Below are 15,708 nucleotides of genomic sequence, written 5' to 3'. Positions count from 1 at the left end.
CGCCGGACCGGCGCTGTGTCAGGGGCGGACCTTGGGGGCGTTCTCCGCGGTCTTCGCCGGGTCGAACTCGGCGACGGGCGCGAGGATCTCGTCCATCCGGGCGAGCAGCTCCGGCTCCAGCTTCACGCCGGCGGCCTTGACGTTCTCGGTGACCTGCTCGGGCCGGGAGGCGCCGATGATCGCCGCGGAGACGTTGGAGTTCTGCAGCACCCAGGCGACGGCCAGCTGGGCGAGCGACAGCCCCGCCTGGTCGGCGAGCGGACGCAGCAGCTGGACGCGCTCCAGGACGTCGTCGCGCAGCCAGCGGGCGACGAAGTTCGCGCCGCCCTTGTCGTCGGTGGCCCGGGAGCCTGCCGGCGGCTCGGCGCCGGGCCGGTACTTGCCGGTGAGGACGCCCTGCGCGATCGGCGACCAGACCACCTGGCCGAGGCCCAACTCCTCGGACACCGGGACGACTTCACCCTCGATGACCCGCCACAGCGCGCTGTACTGCGGCTGGTTGGAGACGAACGGGACGCGCAGCTCGCGGGCGAGCGCGTGCCCGGCCCGGATCTGGTCGGCCGTCCACTCGGACACGCCGATGTACAGCGCCTTCCCGGAGCGCACCACGTCGGCGAACGCCTCCATGGTCTCCTCGAGCGGCGTGGACGGGTCGTAGCGGTGCGCCTGGTACACGTCCACGTAGTCGGTCTGCAGGCGGCGCAGCGAGCCGTCGATCGACTCCATGACGTGCTTGCGGCCCAGCCCCCGGTCGTTGCGGCCGGGCCCGGTCGGCCAGAACACCTTGGTGAGGATCTCCAGCCCCTCGCGACGCTCGCCCTTGAGGGCCCGGCCGAGGACCGACTCGGCGCGGGTCTCCGCGTACACGTCGGCGGTGTCGAAGGTCGTGATGCCTGCGTCGAGGGCGGCGCGGATGCACGCGGCCGCGGTGTCCTCCTCGACCTGCGAGCCGTGGGTGAGCCAGTTGCCGTAGGCGATTTCACTGACGATCAGGCCGCTGCGGCCCAGGTGACGGAATTCCATGATCTGTACGGTACGTCAGCTGACGGCTCCGGTGGGTACCATCGCCGTGCCGCAGGAACCGGGAGCGGGCCGGTGCCGGTGGGCGTGTCGAGGTCGGATTCCCGGCGGCGACACGGGTGTGACGACCTGGACGTGGACAACAGTTGAGTGTGTGACGGTATTGCCGGCGGGGGGCGGGCGGACTGTCCCGACCGGAGAAGAGGAACCGTGACCCACCCGCAAGCGATGCCCGTCGCGCGGAGACGGACCGCAGGCGCGGCGCCCGAGCCCGTCAGGTGGAACCGCCAGCGGCTGCGCAGCAACAACGAGTGGCTGCTGCTGGAACTGCTGCGCACCGGCGGCCCGTCCTCGCGGGCCCAGCTCGCCCGGGACACCGGTCTGTCGAAGCCGACGGTGTCGGCCGCACTGGGCTCGCTGGAGACGGCCGGGCTGGTCCGCGAGGCCGGCACGCTGGCCCCGGACCGGGGCCGCACCGCCGTCCTGTACCGGGCCGACGCCGGCGCCGGGCACGTGCTCGGGATGGACGTCGGCCGGGCCCGCCTGCGGGTCGCCGTCGCCGACCTGTCGGGCCGGGTGGTGGCCCGTCGGGACGTCCCCAACCGGGGCCGGACCGGTCCCGCCGTCGCGGACGCGCTGGTCGCCACCGCCCGCGACACGCTCGCCGACGCCGGGCTCGCCGAGGGCGTCGGCTGCCCGTCGGCCGGCCCGGCGGACGGGGTGGTGCGGGCGGTGATCGGCAGCCCCGGCGTGTGGGACGAGCGGCGGCGGGTGATGCGGCACGCCGCGCACCTGCCGGGCTGGGCCAGGCCGGGCCTGTTCGACCGGATCGCGGACGGCCTCGGCATTCCCGTGCAGGTCGCCAACGACGCCAACCTCGCCGCCCTCGGCGAGTACACCTACGGTGCGGGAGCGGGCAGTTCGGTCTTCGCCTACCTGCTGGTCGGAACCGGCGTCGGCGTCGGCTTGGTGCGCGACGGCGAACTGTGGACCGGGGCGCACGGGGCGGCCGGTGAGATCGGCATGCTCCAACTCCCTTGTCTGTCAGGTGAGCTGACGGTCCATCGGGACGCCCCTCTGGAGGCCGTGGTGGGCGCGGACGCCGTGGTGGGCGAGGCGTGGCGGCTCGGGCTGACGGGCGCCGCCACCGCCGAGGAGGTGTGCGAAGCGGCCCGGGCGGGCGACCCGGCCGCGCGGGCGGCGATATCCCGGCAGGCCCAGCAGCTCTCCTTCGCGGTCGCCGTGGTGGCCGCTGTCGCCGACCCCGAACTGGTCGTGCTGGGCGGCGGGATGGGCCGCAGCGCGGACCTGCTGCTGCCGCCGCTGGAGGACGCACTGCACCGCAGCTGCGAGCTGCGGCCCCGGGTGGTGGCGAGCACCCTCGGCGAGGACGCGGTGCTGCTGGGCGCGCTGGCCACGGCCCTGGAGTCGGCCCGGTTGGAGGTGTTCGTGCAGCGCACCGCGTCGGCGTGACGCGGCCGGCGGACGGGTCGCGGGCCGGTCGTGGGCGGACCGCCGGTGGGGGAAACGGGACGGAGGTCGTCGGGCGGGGGTCTTTGGGCCCTACCGGCGCGGCCGGTCCGAGGCGCACGCTCAAGCTACAGAGGCACGTGGAACGCGACGAGGATGCGGCGAGGAGTGATCCGCGATGGTCGAGTCGACAGCGGGTACGAGGGGCGGGCCGGGGGCAGCGCTGAGCGTGCAGGAGCTACGGGTACTGGTGGCCGCGGCCGGGGCCGCGCCGTCGCTGCACAACTCCCAGCCCTGGCGGTTCCAGGCGGCCGAGGACGGCCACGGGGTACTGGTGTTCGCGGATCCGGACCGGGCCGTCCCGGTGGCCGACCCGGACGGCCGCGGCATGCTGCTGTCGGTCGGCGCGGCCCTGTTCAACCTGCGGGTCGCGGCCGCCCGGCAGGGCCTGCCCGTGGAGGAGCTGGAACTGCTGCCCGGCCCCGTCACGGCGGACGCCCCGGTCGCGGTGGTGCACTTCGGCCCGCGCGGAGTCCCGGACGAGACCGCCGAGTTGGCGGACGCGATCGCGCTGCGGCACTCCAGCCGGGAGCCGTTCAACAACCGTGACGTCCCCGAGACGGTGATCGGCGAACTGATCGCGGCGGCCGCCGCCGAGGACACCGTCCTCGAAGCCCTGGAGGAGTCCGAGGCGCGTCGGGTGCTGGCACTCGTCGCGGAGGCCGAGGCCCGGATCGTCGCTGACGCCGCCCGCCTTGCGGAGACCGGGAGTTGGCTGCGCGGCGAGCCCTCCGCGGACGGCATCCCGGTGGCGGCGCTCGGCCCGCAGGACCACGAGGCCCGCGTCCCCATGCGGGACTTCACCGGACACGGCCCCACCCACTCGCAACGCTTCGAGGCGCTGCCGCAGTTGGTGACCATCGCCACCCGCGGCGACACGGCGGCGGACTGGCTGCGGGCCGGCCAGTCGATGGAACGCGTCTGGCTGGTGGCGACCGCCCACGGCGTCCGCGTCTCCGTCCTCCACCAGGCCGTCGAACTCCCCGACACCCGCTGGCGGTTGCGCAACGCCGAGGCCGGTGTCGGCACCGTCCAGATCGTGCTGCGGATCGGCTACGGCCCGCGCGGCGCGGCCACCCCGCGCCGCGACGTCGAAGAACTCCTGCGCGGAGCCGTCCACACCTCCTGAGCCCACCCGAAGGTTGTCGGTGCGGAGTTGGATGATCGGTGTCGGCAACCTCGGGGAACGGAACGGGCGGAGCGGTCGGTCGATGAGCGGAAACACGCAGGTGGCGGAACACGAGTTCCTGAACGGGATGGCGGGGGACCCGTACTACCCCGCCCACCTGGTGGAGCGGGGCCGTGCGGTGCTGCGCGCGCTGTGCGACCGGATCGAGGTCGAACGCCCCGCCGGGCTCCGGGAGTTGTACGTGCTTACGCACGCCGCGACGGAGGAGTTCAACCGCCTGGGCGACGCCCTCGACGAGGCCGACAGCGAGATCGACACGGTCGCCCGGGAAGCGATCGGCGAGGACTTCGCGTTCGTCGCGGCAGCGTACGGCTTCGCCGACGCGGACCGGGAGGAGCTGATCGCGCCACGCGAGTGGTGAGCGGCGGGCCGGGGGATCAGAGACCGCGCGGCACCGGACCGGCCGGCGCGCCGTCGGTGATCAGCGCCGCCGGCGGCGTGGCCGGGTCGCGTGGCGACAACAGGTCCCGGCCGCGGTGGGCGGCGATCTCGGGCAGTGCCCACCAGCGGAAGCCGGCGATGTTTCCGGCGGCGAGCTCGTCGTCGGTCATCGCACCGCGGGGGTGGAACGACACGGTGCGGACCAGGCGTAGTCGTTGACGACGCCCGTGCGGCCTGCCGGGCCGCCGAGGCCGGCGACCTCCTGGTGCCGCACGTGCGGCGGGTCGGCGCCGAGGGTGAGCCCCGCTTCCTCGCGCAGTTCCCGGCGCAGCGCGGCGAGGGCGGTTTCGCCCGGTTCCACGCCGCCGCCCGGCGCGGCCCGTACGACGACCGCTCCGGTGAGTTCTGGAACGACGTGTCGGCAGAGCAGGATGCGGTGGTGTTCGTCGAGAACGACCGCACGGGCCGAGCGGCGCAGCGTCATCCGTGAACGCCCGGCGCTCACTTGGAGCCGGTGGCGAGCAGGGCGGTGTGGGGGAGGGCGAGGGTGCCGTCCGGGGTGCGGAAGGGGGCGGCGAGGCGGTCGTAGTGACGGCGGGCCTCGGACCGGACTTCGGGGGTCTGGGCGAGGAAGGTCAGGCCGATGGTGGCGACGCCGGAGGCCGGGCCGGCCCACCAGTCGTCGGCGGTGGCGTGGTGGTCCCAGCTGAGGGTGCGACACGTGGCGTGCCGGAGGCCGGCGTCGGTGAGCAGCGTGGCCAGGCCGTCCGGGGTGCGCGTGAAGTCGTCGGCGGGGTCGAGCGGGCGCAGGTGCGGCGGCCGGACGGCTCCGGCGGCCTGCATCGCCTGTGGGATCAAGGCCTGGCCGGGGGCCGGGGCGCCGGACCAGATGGTCAGGGCGAGGCGGCCGCCGGGCCGCAGGACGCGGCGCAGTTCGGCCAGGGCGAGCAGCGGACGGCCGACGTGGTTGAGCACGAAGTTGGCCACCACTGAATCGAACTCGGCAGCTGCGTACGGGAGGTCGGGCAGCGCGGCGAGATCCACCCGGGCGGACGGCGCGGCGCGGCGGGCGAGTTCGACCATGCTCGGCTCGGCGTCCACGGCGGTCACCTCCGCACCCCGGGCGCAGGCTGTGGCGGCGACCGTCCCGGGGCCGGTGCCCACGTCCAGCAGCCGGGTACCCGCGAACACCTCGGCGGCGTCCAGGAGTTCGGGCGTGCTGTGGGCGCAGAGCCGGCCGAACGTCGCGGCGTAGACGTCGGCCCGCCCCGCCCAGGCGGTGCGCTCGTTGGCGTCGAAGCTCGTGGTGGGTGCGGCGGTCGGCGGCACGGATTCCCCCTGATCGATCGGTCGGTGGGCGATCCTAGCCCGGCGCCGGCCCGGTGTGCCGAGATCCACCGGCTCGTTCGGCATCGTGCCCGGCCGGAGGGCAGGCGGTCACCGACAAGAAAATTTGTCTTGACAGGATTTTTCTTCGGAGGGAGGCTGGAGTCGTCCCCGGGAGCGCCGGGGGCCTTCGGACCGGAAGGTGGAGAGGTGCTGGACATCGCTGTGATCGAAGAGCCGGCCGCGGCCGAGTCGTCCCTGGATCCGATCCGGTCCCGGATTCTCGCCGCCCTGGCCGAGCCCGGCTCGGCCGCCATGCTGGCGGGCCGGCTGGGGCTGCCCCGGCAGAAGGTCAACTACCACCTGAAGGAGCTGGAGCGGCACGGGCTGGTCGAGCTGGCCGAGGAGCGCCGGAAGGGCAACGTCACCGAACGGGTGTACCGCGCCACGGCCGCCTCGTACGTGATCTCGCCCCGTGCGCTGGCTGCCGTCAGCCCGGATCCGGCCCGGTCGCCCGATCAGCTCTCGGCCCGCTGGCTGCTGGCGCTGGGGGCCCGGCTGGTGCAGGAGGTCGGCTCGCTGCTGACCGGCGCCGCCCGGGCCGGACAGCGGGTGGCGAGCTTCGGGGTCGACGCCGAGGTGCGGTTCGCCTCCGCCGCCGACCGGGCGGCCTTCGCCGAGGAGCTGTCCCAGGCCGTGGCCGGCCTGGTCGGCCGGTACCACGACGAGTCCGCACCGCAGGGCCGGAGGCACCGCGTGGTGGTCGGCCTGCACCAGATCCCCGACCCGCACCCGGCCACGGACAGCCACCGGCCCGACGCCGCACAGGAGAACCCCCGATGAGCCACCCCTTCGAGATCGAGCAGGAGATCGTCCTGCCGGCCGAACCGGAACAGGTCTGGGAGGCGATCGCCACCGGGCCCGGAATCGAGTCCTGGTTCATGGGCCGCAACGAGGTCGATCCGCGCGAAGGCGGCACCGCCGTCATGGACGTGGGCGGCAACCGGGAGGAGTCGCTGGTCACTGCGTACGAACCCGGCAAGCGGTTCGCCACCCGCACGGGCACGGCGGCCGACGGCCGGTTCATGGCCTTCGAGTACCTCATCGAGGGGCGCGAGGGCGGCAGCACCGTCCTGCGCGTCGTCCACAGCGGCATGCTCGGCGACGACTGGCAGGACGAGTACGACGCGCTGCGCCGCGGCTGGCCGTTCCACCTGCACACGCTCCGCGAGTACCTGGCGCACTTCCGCGGCCGCACCGGTCGCCCGGTCTTCGCCATGGCGCAGACCGGCGAGCGGCCCGTACCGCGGGTCCGGGCCGCGCTCGCCCGCGGCCTGGCGCTGCCGGCCGACATCGCCGTCGGCGCGCGGGCGCACGCCGAGCCGGCCGGGCTGCCGCCGCTGACCGGGGAGGTGACGTGGTCCGACCAGGAGCGCTTCGAGGTCCGCACCGCGGACGGGCTGTACACCTTCCACCACGCCCCCGGCCTGGTGCTGATGTTCCACCACCTGTTCGGCCCGGACGAGGCCGCCACCGCTGCCGAGGCCGGGTGGCAGCAGTGGGTGGCCGGCGTCCTTGCCGAGCACTGAGCACCGAGCGCGCCGAGTAGGCCGAGCACCGAGCACCGAGCACCGAGCACCGAGTGGGCCGAGCACCGAGCACATCGCCAGATTCGTACATCGAGGAGAGCACCATCATGCGCACCCTGATCAGCACGGCCTTCGTCTCGCTCGACGGTGTCGTGGAGGGCCCGGGCGGCGAGCCCGGCTACCGGAACTCGGGCTGGACGTTCAAGGACATCGAGTTCGTCCCCGAGGCGTTCGAGATCAAGGCCCGGGAGCAGGAGGAGTCCGCCGCGGTCCTGATGGGTCGGGTCAGCTACGAGGCGTTCAGCCCGGTCTGGCCGGACATGGCGGAGTTCGCGCACTACCGGACACTGCCGAAGTACGTCGTCTCGACCACCCTCGGCGAGGACCAGCTGGTCTCCAACTGGGGCGAGACCAGCATCCTGCGCTCGCTGGACGAGGTCGCCGCGCTCAAGGAGACCGAGGGCGGTCCGATCATCGTCCACGGCAGCGCGACGCTGAACCAGGGCCTGTCCGACGCCGGCCTGATCGACCGGTACCACCTGCTGGTCTTCCCGCTGCTGCTCGGCGCCGGCAAGCGGCTGTTCAGCACCACCGACAAGGACGCCCAGAAGCTGGCGCTGGTCGAGCACGCGGTCTACAGCAACGGCGTGCAGAAGCAGGTCTTCGACGTCGTCCGCTGAGCCCGCCCACCACCCGAAAGCCCGCCGTTGACGGACGTCAGCGGCGGGCTTCTCCGGTTCCGGGCGAGGTGTCAGCCGCGGGCGGCGCGGCTGCGGCGGAACTCGAGGGCGAGCGGGAGGAGGGAGAGGGCGACGATCACCGCGATGGCGGGGAGCAGGTAGTGGTCGACGTTGGGGATGGTGGAGCCGAGCGCGTAGCCGCCGAGGATCAGGCCGACGGTCCAGACGAGGCCGCCGACGGCCTGCCAGAGGGCGAAGGTGCGGGTGGGGACGCCGAGGGCGCCGGCCAGCGGGTTGAGGACGGTGCGGACCACGGGGACGAAGCGGGCCAGCGTGATGGCCTTGGCGTGGCCGTAGCGGGCGAGCAGCTCCTCGGCGCGCTGGGCGCCCTCGTGCAGGCGGCGGTTGCGGGAACGCTCCAGCAGGGCGCGGCCGCCCTTGCGGCCGAGCAGGTGGCCGACCTGGGCCCCGGCGAGGGCGCCGACGACGGCGGCGACGAGGACCTGCGGGAGGTTCAGGTGCGGGCCGGAGTGCAGGCCGGGGGTGCAGAGCAGGCCGGCGGTGAACAGCAGGGAGTCGCCCGGCAGGAAGAAGCCGATCAGCAGCCCGGTCTCGGCGAACAGCACGGCGGCGATGCCGAGCGCACCGAACGCCGCGAGCAGGGAGGAAGCGTCGAGCGGGTTGACCGCCAGCAGGACGGAGTGGGCGTACACGGCGTGGCCTCCGGGGCACTCAGCGTCTACAAGGAAGTAGACCGTCTACGTGACTGTAGACGAAAGTGGTGGGGGAGGCGCAAGCGAGGGCCGTCCGCGGGCGAGCGGCGGGCCGGAACGCCAAAGGGCGCGACCGTGGCGGTCGCGCCCTTCCGAGGCAGGTGGTGACGGGTCGTCAGCCGGCCTTGACCTCGGTGGTGAGCTGGGGGAGGACGGTGAAGAGGTCGCCGACGACGCCGTAGTCGACGAGTTCGAAGATCGGGGCCTCGGGGTCCTTGTTGACCGCGACGATGGTCTTCGAGGTCTGCATGCCGGCGCGGTGCTGGATCGCGCCGGAGATGCCCGCCGCGACGTACAGCTGCGGGGAGACCTGCTTGCCGGTCTGGCCGACCTGGTTGCTGTGCGGGTACCAGCCGGCGTCGACGGCGGCGCGGGAGGCGCCGACGGCCGCGCCGAGGGCGTCCGCGAGGTCCTCGACGACGCCGAAGCCCTCCGCCGCGCCGACGCCGCGGCCGCCGGAGACGACGATGGCGGCCTCGGTGAGCTCGGGGCGGCCGGTGGAGACGCGCGGGGTGCGGGAGGTGACGGTGGCGGCGTTGCCGGTGAACTCCACGGTCACGCTCTCGACGGCGCCGGCGGCCGGCGCGGCCTCGGGGGCGGCGCTGTTCGGCTTGACGGTGACCACCGGCGTGCCGGTGGTGACGGTCGACTTCACCTGGAACGACGCGGCGAACACCGACTGGGTCGCGACGGGGCCGTCCGCGCCCTGCTCCAGGTCCACCGCGTCGGTGATCAGGCCCGAGCCCAGGCGCAGGGCGGTGCGGGCGGCGATCTCCTTGCCCTCGCCGCCGGAGGTGACCAGGACGGCGGCGGCGCCCGCGGTCCTGGCGATCTGGGCGAGGGCGTCGACCTTGGGGACGACGAGACGGGTGGTGAACTCGTCGGCGTCGGCGGTGTAGACCTTGGCGGCGCCGTACTCGGCGGCCTTCGCGGCGATCGCCGCGGCGTGGTCGCCGGCGCCGAGGACGACGGCGCTGGGGGTGCCGAGGCGGCGGGCGAGGGTGAGCAGTTCGAGGGCGGGCTTGCGCACCGCGCCGTCGGCGTGGTCGACCAGGACCAGGATCTCGCTCATGTGTCTAAACTCCGTATCCTTCGAAGGTTCCCGGCGGCCCGTCAGATGAACTTCTGCTCGGCGAGGTACGCGGCGAGCCGCTTGCCGCCGTCGCCCTCGTCGGTCACGACGACGCCCTGGGTGCGGGCGGGGCGCGCGGTGATCTCCGCGACCTTCGTCCAGGCGCCGGTGAGGCCGACGGTGTCGGCGTCGATGCCCAGGTCGTCGAGGTCGAACGACTGCACGGGCTTCTTCTTCGCGGCCATGATGCCCTTGAAGGAGGGGTAGCGGGCCTCGCCGGACTGGTCGGTGACCGACACGACCGCCGGCAGCGCCGCCTCCACCAGCTCGGTGGCGGCGTCGCCGTCGCGGCGGCCCTTGACGGTGCCGGCCTCGACGGTGACCTCGGACAGGAGGGTGGCCTGCGCGACGCCCAGGCGTTCGGCCAGCAGCGCGGGCAGGACGCCCATCGTGCCGTCGGTGGAGGCCATGCCGCACACGACGAGGTCGTAGCCGGTCTTCTCCAGCGCCGCCGCCAGGATCGCGGAGGTGCCCATCACGTCGGTGCCGTGGATGTCGTCGTCGTTGACGTGGACGGCCTTGTCGGCGCCCATCGACAGGGCCTTGCGCAGCGCGTCCTTCGCGTCGTCGGGGCCGACCGTCAGGACGGTCACCTCGGCGCCCTCGTTGGCCTCCGCGATGCGCAGCGCCTGCTCGACGCCGTACTCGTCCAGCTCCGACAGGAGGCCGTCCACGCCCTCCCGGTCGGTGGTGGCATCGTCCGCGAAGCGACGGTCACCGGTCGCGTCGGGCACGTACTTCACACAGACAACGATCCTCAAGCTCACGGCCACCTAGTCCTTTCACGCCTCACATCGGAGGGAACTCAGTACCCCCACTAGACCACACTCCGTGCCACAGATCCACTCTCTGTCGAAGTGAGAGGGGACTCAGTGTCCCGACGGAGGGAACTGAGTGCCAGGTGGCTCGGGCGGGCACGTCGTGATCATAGGGCTGACGGTTCGTCAGGCGAGCGGACAGAAGCACGGCCGCCCGCGTGCGGGTGCGCGCGGGCGGCCGTGGAGGTCGGTTCAGCGAGGTGGGCGGGTCAGGGGTTGCGGCGCAGGCGGACCGTGGAGTCGCGGTGCGGGCGGGCGTCGTGGTCGGCGACGGGGTGCTCGGGGTGGTCGTGGCGAGGGTGCTCCTCGGCGCGCTCCACCGTCCAGGCGCCGGGGGCCAGGCGCAGGGAGTCGAGCACCTCGGCCGGAGTGGGGAAGTTCATCGAGTGATGCCCGTGGCCGTGGTCATGGTCCTGGCCGTGCCCGTGCCCGTGCTGATCGTGGTGGTCCTGCGCCTCGCTGAACCGGGCTGGGGCGACGGCGTGGCTGACGATCAGCAGGGTGCCGCCGGGGGCGACCGCGTCGGCGGCGCGGCGCAGTACCCGCTCGCGCGGGAACTCGGCGGGGGAGTGCAGGAACTGGGCGGAGACCAGGTCGTAGGAGCCGGTCGGGAAAGCGTTTGCCAGGTCGGTGCGCCGCCAGCTGATCCGGTCGGCGACGCCTTCCACCGCGGCGCGGGCGGCGGCCCGGTCGAGGGCGACCTGGGAGATGTCGACGGCGGTGACCTGCCAGCCCTGCTGGGCCAGCCAGATCGCGTCGCCCCCCTCGCCGCAGCCGAGGTCCAGGGCGTGGCCGGGGGCGAGGCCGGCGACCTCGTGGGTGAGCGAGGCGTTGGGCCGGCCGCTCCAGATCTGCTCGCTCTCGCCGTAGCGCTTCTCCCAGAACTCGACGGCCTCGACGGCGAGTCGGGTCTCCTCGGCGATCAGGTCGGCGTTGATCGCGATGGCGGCCCGCAGGCCGTCGGCGGCGGCCACGGCGACCTGCGCCATCGGGTCGACGAGGTTGCCGACCGCCCACACGCCCGGAGCCTCGGTGGCGCCGGTCGGGCCGGTGGTGGCGAGGCGGTCGCCCAGCTCGGCGCCGTCACGGACCAGGGCGGTCGGGGCGAGGCCGAGACCGGCGAGGAACGGTGCGCGCACGGTCAGGCCGGTGCCGACGCCGAGCGCGTCGCAGTCGATCACGGTGCCGTCGGCGAGCCGGACGCCGGTGAGCGCATCGGATTCGCCCTCGGGCAGGACGGCGACGACCTCGCCGGTGTGCACGGTGACGCCGCGGGCGGCGAGTTCGCGCCGCTGCTGCTCGGTGAACGGCCCGGCGGTGTGGGCGAGCAGCGTGACGTCGGAGCTCCACTGCCGCCACAGCAGCGCCTGGTGGACGGCGACGGCGGGCTCGGTGGCGAGCACGGCGATCCGCCGGTCGCGGACCTCCCAGCCGTGGCAGTACGGGCAGTGCAGCACCTGGCGGCCCCAGCGCTCGGCCAGGCCGGGCAGCTCGGGCAGGACGTCGGTGGTGCCGGTGGCCAGCAGCACCCGGCGGGCGTGCACGGTGCTGCCGTCGGACAGCTCGGCGCGGAAGGCGCCGTCCGGATCGCGGGTGATGCCGCGCACCTCCGCGTCGTGGAACTCGCCTCCGTACGAGGCGACTTCGGCCCGGCCGCGGGCGACGAGTTCGAGGGGCGGGACGCCCTCCTGGCCGAGCAGGCCGTGGGCGCCCGCGGCGGGCGCGTTGCGCGGCCGGCCGGCGTCGACGACCAGGACGGAGCGGCGGGCCCGGGCCAGGACGAGGGCCCCGCTCAGTCCGGCGGCGCCGCCGCCGACGACCAGGACGTCGTGGTGGCGGGAGGGGTGCGGGTGCGAGTCGTGGTGCGTGGCGGTCATGGTCCGATGGTGCGCCGCCCTGGCCGGATTGACAAACAATGTTGCTGAGGTGGCAAATGGAAGGACCGAGCGGATGTCGGGCGGAAGCCGAGCGGACGCCGAGCGGAAGCCGAGCGAAGGTCCGGCGATGGTCGGGCGATGGTCGAGCGATGGTCGAGCGGAGGGAGTGGCACGGTGGGCGCGGAGAACGAGGACTTCGAGGCGGTGCTGAGCGGGGTCGGGCCGCGGCTGCGGGCGATCCGCCAGCAGCGCGGCACCACGCTGGCGCAGCTCAGCGAGGAGACCGGCATCTCGGTGAGCACGCTCTCCCGACTGGAGTCGGGCGGCCGCCGGCCCACCCTGGAACTGCTGCTGCCGCTGGCCCGGGCGCACGGGGTCGCGCTCGACGAGCTGGTGGACGCGCCGCCGACGGGCGACCCCCGGGTCCGGCTGCGTCCGTTCGTCCGGCACGGCCGGACGTACCTGCCGCTGGCCCGGAACCTCGGCGGGATGCAGGCGTACAAGATGATCGTCCCGCCGGGGGGCCGGGAGGACGCCGAGCAGCGCACCCACGAGGGCCACGAGTGGCTGTACGTGCTGTCGGGGCAGCTGCGGCTGCGGCTCGGCGAGCACGACGTGGTGCTGAAGGCCGGCGAGGCGGCCGAGTTCGACACCCGTACGCCGCACGTGTTCACCAACGCGGGCTCGACCCCGGTGGAGTTCCTGAGCCTGTTCGGGCCGCAGGGGGAGCGGGTGCACGTACGGGCCAGGACCACGGGCAAGGAGAGTTGACGGCCCGGCCCGGCGGAGCGCCGCGCGCCGGGGCGGGCGCGGCGCGGAAGTGCCGGGTGCGGGCTGTCAGTTGACGAGGTTGACCGGTCCGTAGGAGGCCGAGAAGCCGATGGTCGGGAAGCAGATGCTCGGACCGATGGCCTTGGTGAGGTTCTGGTTGCTCAGGTCGATCTGCGTCAGGCCGTGGGTGGCGTTGCCGTTCAGGGTGTTCGCGCGGAAGACACAGGTGGCGGTTCCGGCCAGCGTCTTGAGGACGAGGGTGGCCTGGATGGTGCTTCCCGAGGCCGGGAAGAGAACGACCGGGTAGCCGGAAGCGTCGGAGACGGCGAGCGTGTACGGCAGGTGGTCCATGGTCAGACCGGTCACCGAGATGACGCCGATGATGTTGGAGGTGCAGGCGCCGAAGCTGAGCGTGTCGACCGGGCCGGACATGCTGCCCGGGGGGTTCGGATCGACGGCGAGCGTGCCGCCGATGTGGGAGGCGGTGCACTTGACGCCGGTGGTGGTGCCCGGGTTGTACATGGTCGCGATGGTGCCGGCGACCAGGTCCGCGGACAGCGGGCCGCCGACGTTGACGGCGGGGCTGTCGGTGCGGAGAGCCGGAGCCCCGGGCGCGGCGCCGGCCGTGCCGGCGGGGAGGGCGATCAGGGCGGTGGCGGCGGCCAGGGCGGCGGCGCCGGCGAGGAGGCGGTTGCGCACGGGGGTTCCTTCCGCAGGGGAGCGGGTGGATGTGCGGGCCGGGGGAGTTGACGGTCCGGTACGGCGGAGCGCCGCGCCCCGGGGCGGGCGCGGCGCCGATGTACCGCTTGTGGAGCGTCAGTTGACCACGACGGTGGTGCCCGTGGTGGTGTCCGTGACCGGGCCGTAGGAGGCCGTGAAGTTGATGCTCGAGAAGCAGATGCTCGGACCGGTGGCCTTGGTGAGGGGCTGGTTGACCAGGTTGATCTGCGGCGGGACGTTGGTGGCGTTGCCGTTCAGGGTCGCCGCGGTGGCCTGGAAGGTGCAGGTGGCGCTTCCTGCCAGCGTCTTGAGGACGACGGTGGCGTGGATCTGGCTGCCCGGGGAGGGAACCAGCGCGACCGGGAAGCCCGTCGAGTCGGTGATCTGGAGCGTGTAGGGCAGGTTGTCCATGGTCAGGCTGGTCACGCCGGTGACGCCGACCACGTTGGAGCTGCAGCCGTTGAAGGTCAGCACGTTGACCGGGCCGTACGCGGTGGCGGTGCCGCCGGCGGCGACGACCGGGTTGGCGGCGACCGAGCCGCCGATGTGGGACGCGGTGCACTTGACGCCCGTGGTGGTGCCCGGGTTGTACATGGTCGCCACGGTGCCGGCGACCAGGTCCGCGGACAGCGCGTCGCCGACGTTGACGTTCGGGCCCAGGACGGGGCCGGCCACCGAGGCGTCGGCGGTGCCGGGGAGGGCGATCAGGGCGGTGGCGGCGGCCAGGGCGGCGGCGCCGGCGAAGAGACGGTTGCGCACGAGGGTTCCTTCCGGTGGGTGGGGCGTCCGGTGAGGGAGGCCCCGGCCGGGTGGCCGGGGCGTCGCTCCGACGGTGCGGAGCGCGTGCCCGCCCGCGGCGGCGCGGGCACGGGTCGGTGGGGGAGAGCCGCCGGGGCGACGAGGGGGTCGTCGCCGGGCGGGTGGGTCAGTGGGCGGCGCTGGCGGCCATCGCGGCGGTCAGGTCGGCGACGCTCTCGTCCAGCGCGAAGTTGGCGTTGGTCTGCTGGAAGCTCACGGAGTTCTTGCCGGGCGTCGCGGGCAGGTTCATCGTCCAGTTGATGATCTGGTTGAGCGAACCGAGCAGGCCGCAGCCGTTGGCGCCGGGCACCGAGAAGGTGTTGTCGACCAGGTTCGCGTTGTTCTCCGAGACCACCAGCGCGTTGTGGCCGTTCGGGTCCATGGTGAAGTCGACGGTGCCCGGGTCGCCGGTCATCGGGGCGGTCGGCGCCGGCGGGGCGGTGGTGCCGGTGGTGGGCTTGAGCACCAGCGGCGCGGAGTTGGAGCCGACGTAGCAGTCCGGGCCGAACAGCGCGTTGAACAGGTGGAGCTTGATCGGCAGTTGGAACACGGGGTACGGCTCGCCGGTCGCCATCGGGGTGAACTTGGAGACCTGGCCCGCGAGTTCGACCTGGGCGAAGACGCTGGTGATGCCGGGCAGGAAGTTCTGGATGCCGGGGATGGTGATCTCCACCATCGGCGCGCTCATCAGCGGGGCGTTGGTCGGCGGCACCACGTTGTACTGGTTGGCGGTGGTGCCGTCCGGGAAGGTCACCTCGGGCGCGGACTTGTCCCAGTAGAAGCCGAACTGCAGCTTGATCGGCGAGTTGAAGGGCACCACCGTGCTGCCCAGGGTGAACTTGCCGCCGTTGGTGATCGACACCAGACAGCCGACCTGGAGGTTCGCCGGGTTGGTCATGGCGGGCGCGTTCAGCGGGCAGTTGCCCATGCCGGTGTAGGGCCCGCCCGGCGCGGCGGCGGAGGCCGGAACGGTGCCGGCCAGCAGCGCCGCGCCGGCCAGCGCGGCCGGGACGGCGAGACGGCCGAGCAGTCGCCGGGAGCCGTGGCGGGCGGTGGGGCGGTCGGAGCTGCTGGCGGAGTGGTCCGGCTGGGTACGGCGCATGG

18 protein-coding genes are annotated in these 15,708 nt (G+C 73.6%); 7 read left to right on the top strand and 11 right to left on the bottom strand.

The annotated features are described in order from the left end of the window. Window positions 1–18 precede the first annotated feature (18 nt). Window positions 19–1,023, bottom strand: a complete 1,005-nt coding sequence (locus tag CG736_RS02540) for an aldo/keto reductase family protein (protein ID WP_100584467.1) — start codon at window positions 1,021–1,023, stop codon at window positions 19–21. A 225-nt stretch (window positions 1,024–1,248) separates the two neighbouring features. On the opposite strand from CG736_RS02540, the gene CG736_RS02535 reads away from it, so the two are divergent. The 3 genes from CG736_RS02535 to CG736_RS02525 all read left to right on the top strand — a co-directional run bounded on the left by CG736_RS02535 (window position 1,249) and on the right by CG736_RS02525 (window position 4,100). Beyond that, window positions 1,249–2,493, top strand: coding sequence for an ROK family transcriptional regulator (locus tag CG736_RS02535; RefSeq protein ID WP_100584466.1), 1,245 nt, complete (start codon window positions 1,249–1,251; stop codon window positions 2,491–2,493). Window positions 2,494–2,668: 175 nt separating this feature from the next. After that, window positions 2,669–3,679 carry a nitroreductase family protein gene (locus CG736_RS02530; RefSeq protein ID WP_100584465.1) on the top strand — a complete coding sequence of 337 codons (1,011 nt, stop codon included), beginning with the start codon at window positions 2,669–2,671 and terminating at the stop codon, window positions 3,677–3,679. A gap of 82 nt (window positions 3,680–3,761) precedes the next feature. Further along, window positions 3,762–4,100: a DUF5713 family protein gene (locus CG736_RS02525; RefSeq protein WP_100585015.1), complete on the top strand. Its 339-nt coding sequence runs from the start codon at window positions 3,762–3,764 to the stop codon at window positions 4,098–4,100. Between the two features lie 16 nt (window positions 4,101–4,116). Here the strand turns inward: CG736_RS02525 and CG736_RS37355 are convergent, their stop codons facing one another. From CG736_RS37355 to CG736_RS02515, 3 genes are read right to left on the bottom strand one after another with little or no spacing between them, the layout of a single operon-like run. Further along, a complete protein-coding gene (locus tag CG736_RS37355) occupies window positions 4,117–4,290 on the bottom strand; it encodes a hypothetical protein (RefSeq protein ID WP_232733743.1) in 174 nt (57 codons plus the stop codon). Continuing rightward, entirely contained in the window at window positions 4,287–4,604 is a 318-nt protein-coding gene (locus CG736_RS02520; protein WP_232733742.1) for an NUDIX domain-containing protein, read from the bottom strand. Before CG736_RS02520 ends, CG736_RS37355 begins: the two co-directional genes overlap by 4 nt. A gap of 17 nt (window positions 4,605–4,621) precedes the next feature. Further along, window positions 4,622–5,449, bottom strand: coding sequence for a class I SAM-dependent methyltransferase (locus tag CG736_RS02515; protein WP_232733741.1), 828 nt, complete (start codon window positions 5,447–5,449; stop codon window positions 4,622–4,624). 207 nt (window positions 5,450–5,656) lie between these two features. Here CG736_RS02515 and CG736_RS02510 point away from each other — a divergent pair, with 207 nt between their 5' ends. From CG736_RS02510 to CG736_RS02500, 3 genes are all read left to right on the top strand, one after another. Continuing rightward, complete coding sequence (locus CG736_RS02510) at window positions 5,657–6,289, top strand: winged helix-turn-helix domain-containing protein (RefSeq protein WP_198520328.1); 633 nt, start codon at window positions 5,657–5,659, stop codon at window positions 6,287–6,289. Continuing rightward, window positions 6,286–7,035, top strand: coding sequence for an SRPBCC domain-containing protein (locus CG736_RS02505; RefSeq protein WP_100584463.1), 750 nt, complete (start codon window positions 6,286–6,288; stop codon window positions 7,033–7,035). The genes CG736_RS02510 and CG736_RS02505 overlap by 4 nt, the downstream gene beginning before the upstream one ends. A gap of 107 nt (window positions 7,036–7,142) precedes the next feature. Beyond that, the gene (locus CG736_RS02500) at window positions 7,143–7,715 is read left to right on the top strand and encodes a dihydrofolate reductase family protein (protein WP_100584462.1); all 573 of its coding nucleotides are present in this window, start codon (window positions 7,143–7,145) and stop codon (window positions 7,713–7,715) included. Window positions 7,716–7,786: 71 nt separating this feature from the next. On the opposite strand, the gene CG736_RS02495 is transcribed toward CG736_RS02500, so the two are convergent. The 4 genes from CG736_RS02495 to CG736_RS02480 all read right to left on the bottom strand — a co-directional run bounded on the left by CG736_RS02495 (window position 7,787) and on the right by CG736_RS02480 (window position 12,315). Then, complete coding sequence (locus tag CG736_RS02495; protein ID WP_100584461.1) at window positions 7,787–8,428, bottom strand: DedA family protein; 642 nt, start codon at window positions 8,426–8,428, stop codon at window positions 7,787–7,789. Window positions 8,429–8,603: 175 nt separating this feature from the next. Next, window positions 8,604–9,560, bottom strand: coding sequence for an electron transfer flavoprotein subunit alpha/FixB family protein (locus CG736_RS02490; protein WP_100584460.1), 957 nt, complete (start codon window positions 9,558–9,560; stop codon window positions 8,604–8,606). Window positions 9,561–9,601: 41 nt separating this feature from the next. Next, window positions 9,602–10,387, bottom strand: a complete 786-nt coding sequence (locus CG736_RS02485; protein WP_100584459.1) for an electron transfer flavoprotein subunit beta/FixA family protein — start codon at window positions 10,385–10,387, stop codon at window positions 9,602–9,604. Window positions 10,388–10,647: 260 nt separating this feature from the next. Continuing rightward, window positions 10,648–12,315 (bottom strand): FAD-dependent oxidoreductase, encoded by a 1,668-nt coding sequence (locus CG736_RS02480; RefSeq protein WP_100584458.1) that lies wholly within the window; start codon window positions 12,313–12,315, stop codon window positions 10,648–10,650. 138 nt (window positions 12,316–12,453) lie between these two features. Here CG736_RS02480 and CG736_RS02475 point away from each other — a divergent pair, with 138 nt between their 5' ends. Then, entirely contained in the window at window positions 12,454–13,086 is a 633-nt protein-coding gene (locus CG736_RS02475; protein ID WP_100584457.1) for a helix-turn-helix domain-containing protein, read from the top strand. Window positions 13,087–13,152: 66 nt separating this feature from the next. Here the strand turns inward: CG736_RS02475 and CG736_RS02470 are convergent, their stop codons facing one another. The 3 genes from CG736_RS02470 to CG736_RS02460 form a co-directional block, all read right to left on the bottom strand. Continuing rightward, window positions 13,153–13,785 carry a Tat pathway signal sequence domain protein gene (locus CG736_RS02470; protein ID WP_100584456.1) on the bottom strand — a complete coding sequence of 211 codons (633 nt, stop codon included), beginning with the start codon at window positions 13,783–13,785 and terminating at the stop codon, window positions 13,153–13,155. Window positions 13,786–13,902: 117 nt separating this feature from the next. Then, on the bottom strand, window positions 13,903–14,565 hold the full coding sequence (locus tag CG736_RS02465; protein ID WP_100584455.1) for a Tat pathway signal sequence domain protein: 663 nt from the start codon (window positions 14,563–14,565) through the stop codon (window positions 13,903–13,905). A gap of 166 nt (window positions 14,566–14,731) precedes the next feature. Beyond that, complete coding sequence (locus tag CG736_RS02460; RefSeq protein ID WP_198520327.1) at window positions 14,732–15,706, bottom strand: hypothetical protein; 975 nt, start codon at window positions 15,704–15,706, stop codon at window positions 14,732–14,734. Window positions 15,707–15,708 lie beyond the last annotated feature (2 nt).

Origin of the sequence: Kitasatospora sp. CB02891 (assembly GCF_002803145.1) — a bacterium.
GTDB classification, from domain to species: domain Bacteria; phylum Actinomycetota; class Actinomycetes; order Streptomycetales; family Streptomycetaceae; genus Kitasatospora; species Kitasatospora griseola.
This window is presented reverse-complemented; position numbering and strand designations above follow the sequence as displayed.

What these genes read in the sequence shown, in the direction of transcription:
- CG736_RS02525 (WP_100585015.1), top strand. Translation starts at nt 3,762, where the DNA reads ATGAGCGGAAACACGCAGGTGGCGGAACACGAGTTCCTGAACGGGATG.
- CG736_RS02540 (WP_100584467.1), bottom strand. Translation starts at nt 1,023, where the DNA reads ATGGAATTCCGTCACCTGGGCCGCAGCGGCCTGATCGTCAGTGAAATC.
- CG736_RS02520 (WP_232733742.1), bottom strand. Translation starts at nt 4,604, where the DNA reads ATGACGCTGCGCCGCTCGGCCCGTGCGGTCGTTCTCGACGAACACCAC.
- CG736_RS02535 (WP_100584466.1), top strand. Translation starts at nt 1,249, where the DNA reads ATGCCCGTCGCGCGGAGACGGACCGCAGGCGCGGCGCCCGAGCCCGTC.
- CG736_RS37355 (WP_232733743.1), bottom strand. Translation starts at nt 4,290, where the DNA reads ATGACCGACGACGAGCTCGCCGCCGGAAACATCGCCGGCTTCCGCTGG.
- CG736_RS02475 (WP_100584457.1), top strand. Translation starts at nt 12,454, where the DNA reads ATGGTCGAGCGATGGTCGAGCGGAGGGAGTGGCACGGTGGGCGCGGAG.
- CG736_RS02480 (WP_100584458.1), bottom strand. Translation starts at nt 12,315, where the DNA reads ATGACCGCCACGCACCACGACTCGCACCCGCACCCCTCCCGCCACCAC.
- CG736_RS02500 (WP_100584462.1), top strand. Translation starts at nt 7,143, where the DNA reads ATGCGCACCCTGATCAGCACGGCCTTCGTCTCGCTCGACGGTGTCGTG.
- CG736_RS02490 (WP_100584460.1), bottom strand. Translation starts at nt 9,560, where the DNA reads ATGAGCGAGATCCTGGTCCTGGTCGACCACGCCGACGGCGCGGTGCGC.
- CG736_RS02530 (WP_100584465.1), top strand. Translation starts at nt 2,669, where the DNA reads ATGGTCGAGTCGACAGCGGGTACGAGGGGCGGGCCGGGGGCAGCGCTG.
- CG736_RS02505 (WP_100584463.1), top strand. Translation starts at nt 6,286, where the DNA reads ATGAGCCACCCCTTCGAGATCGAGCAGGAGATCGTCCTGCCGGCCGAA.
- CG736_RS02460 (WP_198520327.1), bottom strand. Translation starts at nt 15,706, where the DNA reads ATGCGCCGTACCCAGCCGGACCACTCCGCCAGCAGCTCCGACCGCCCC.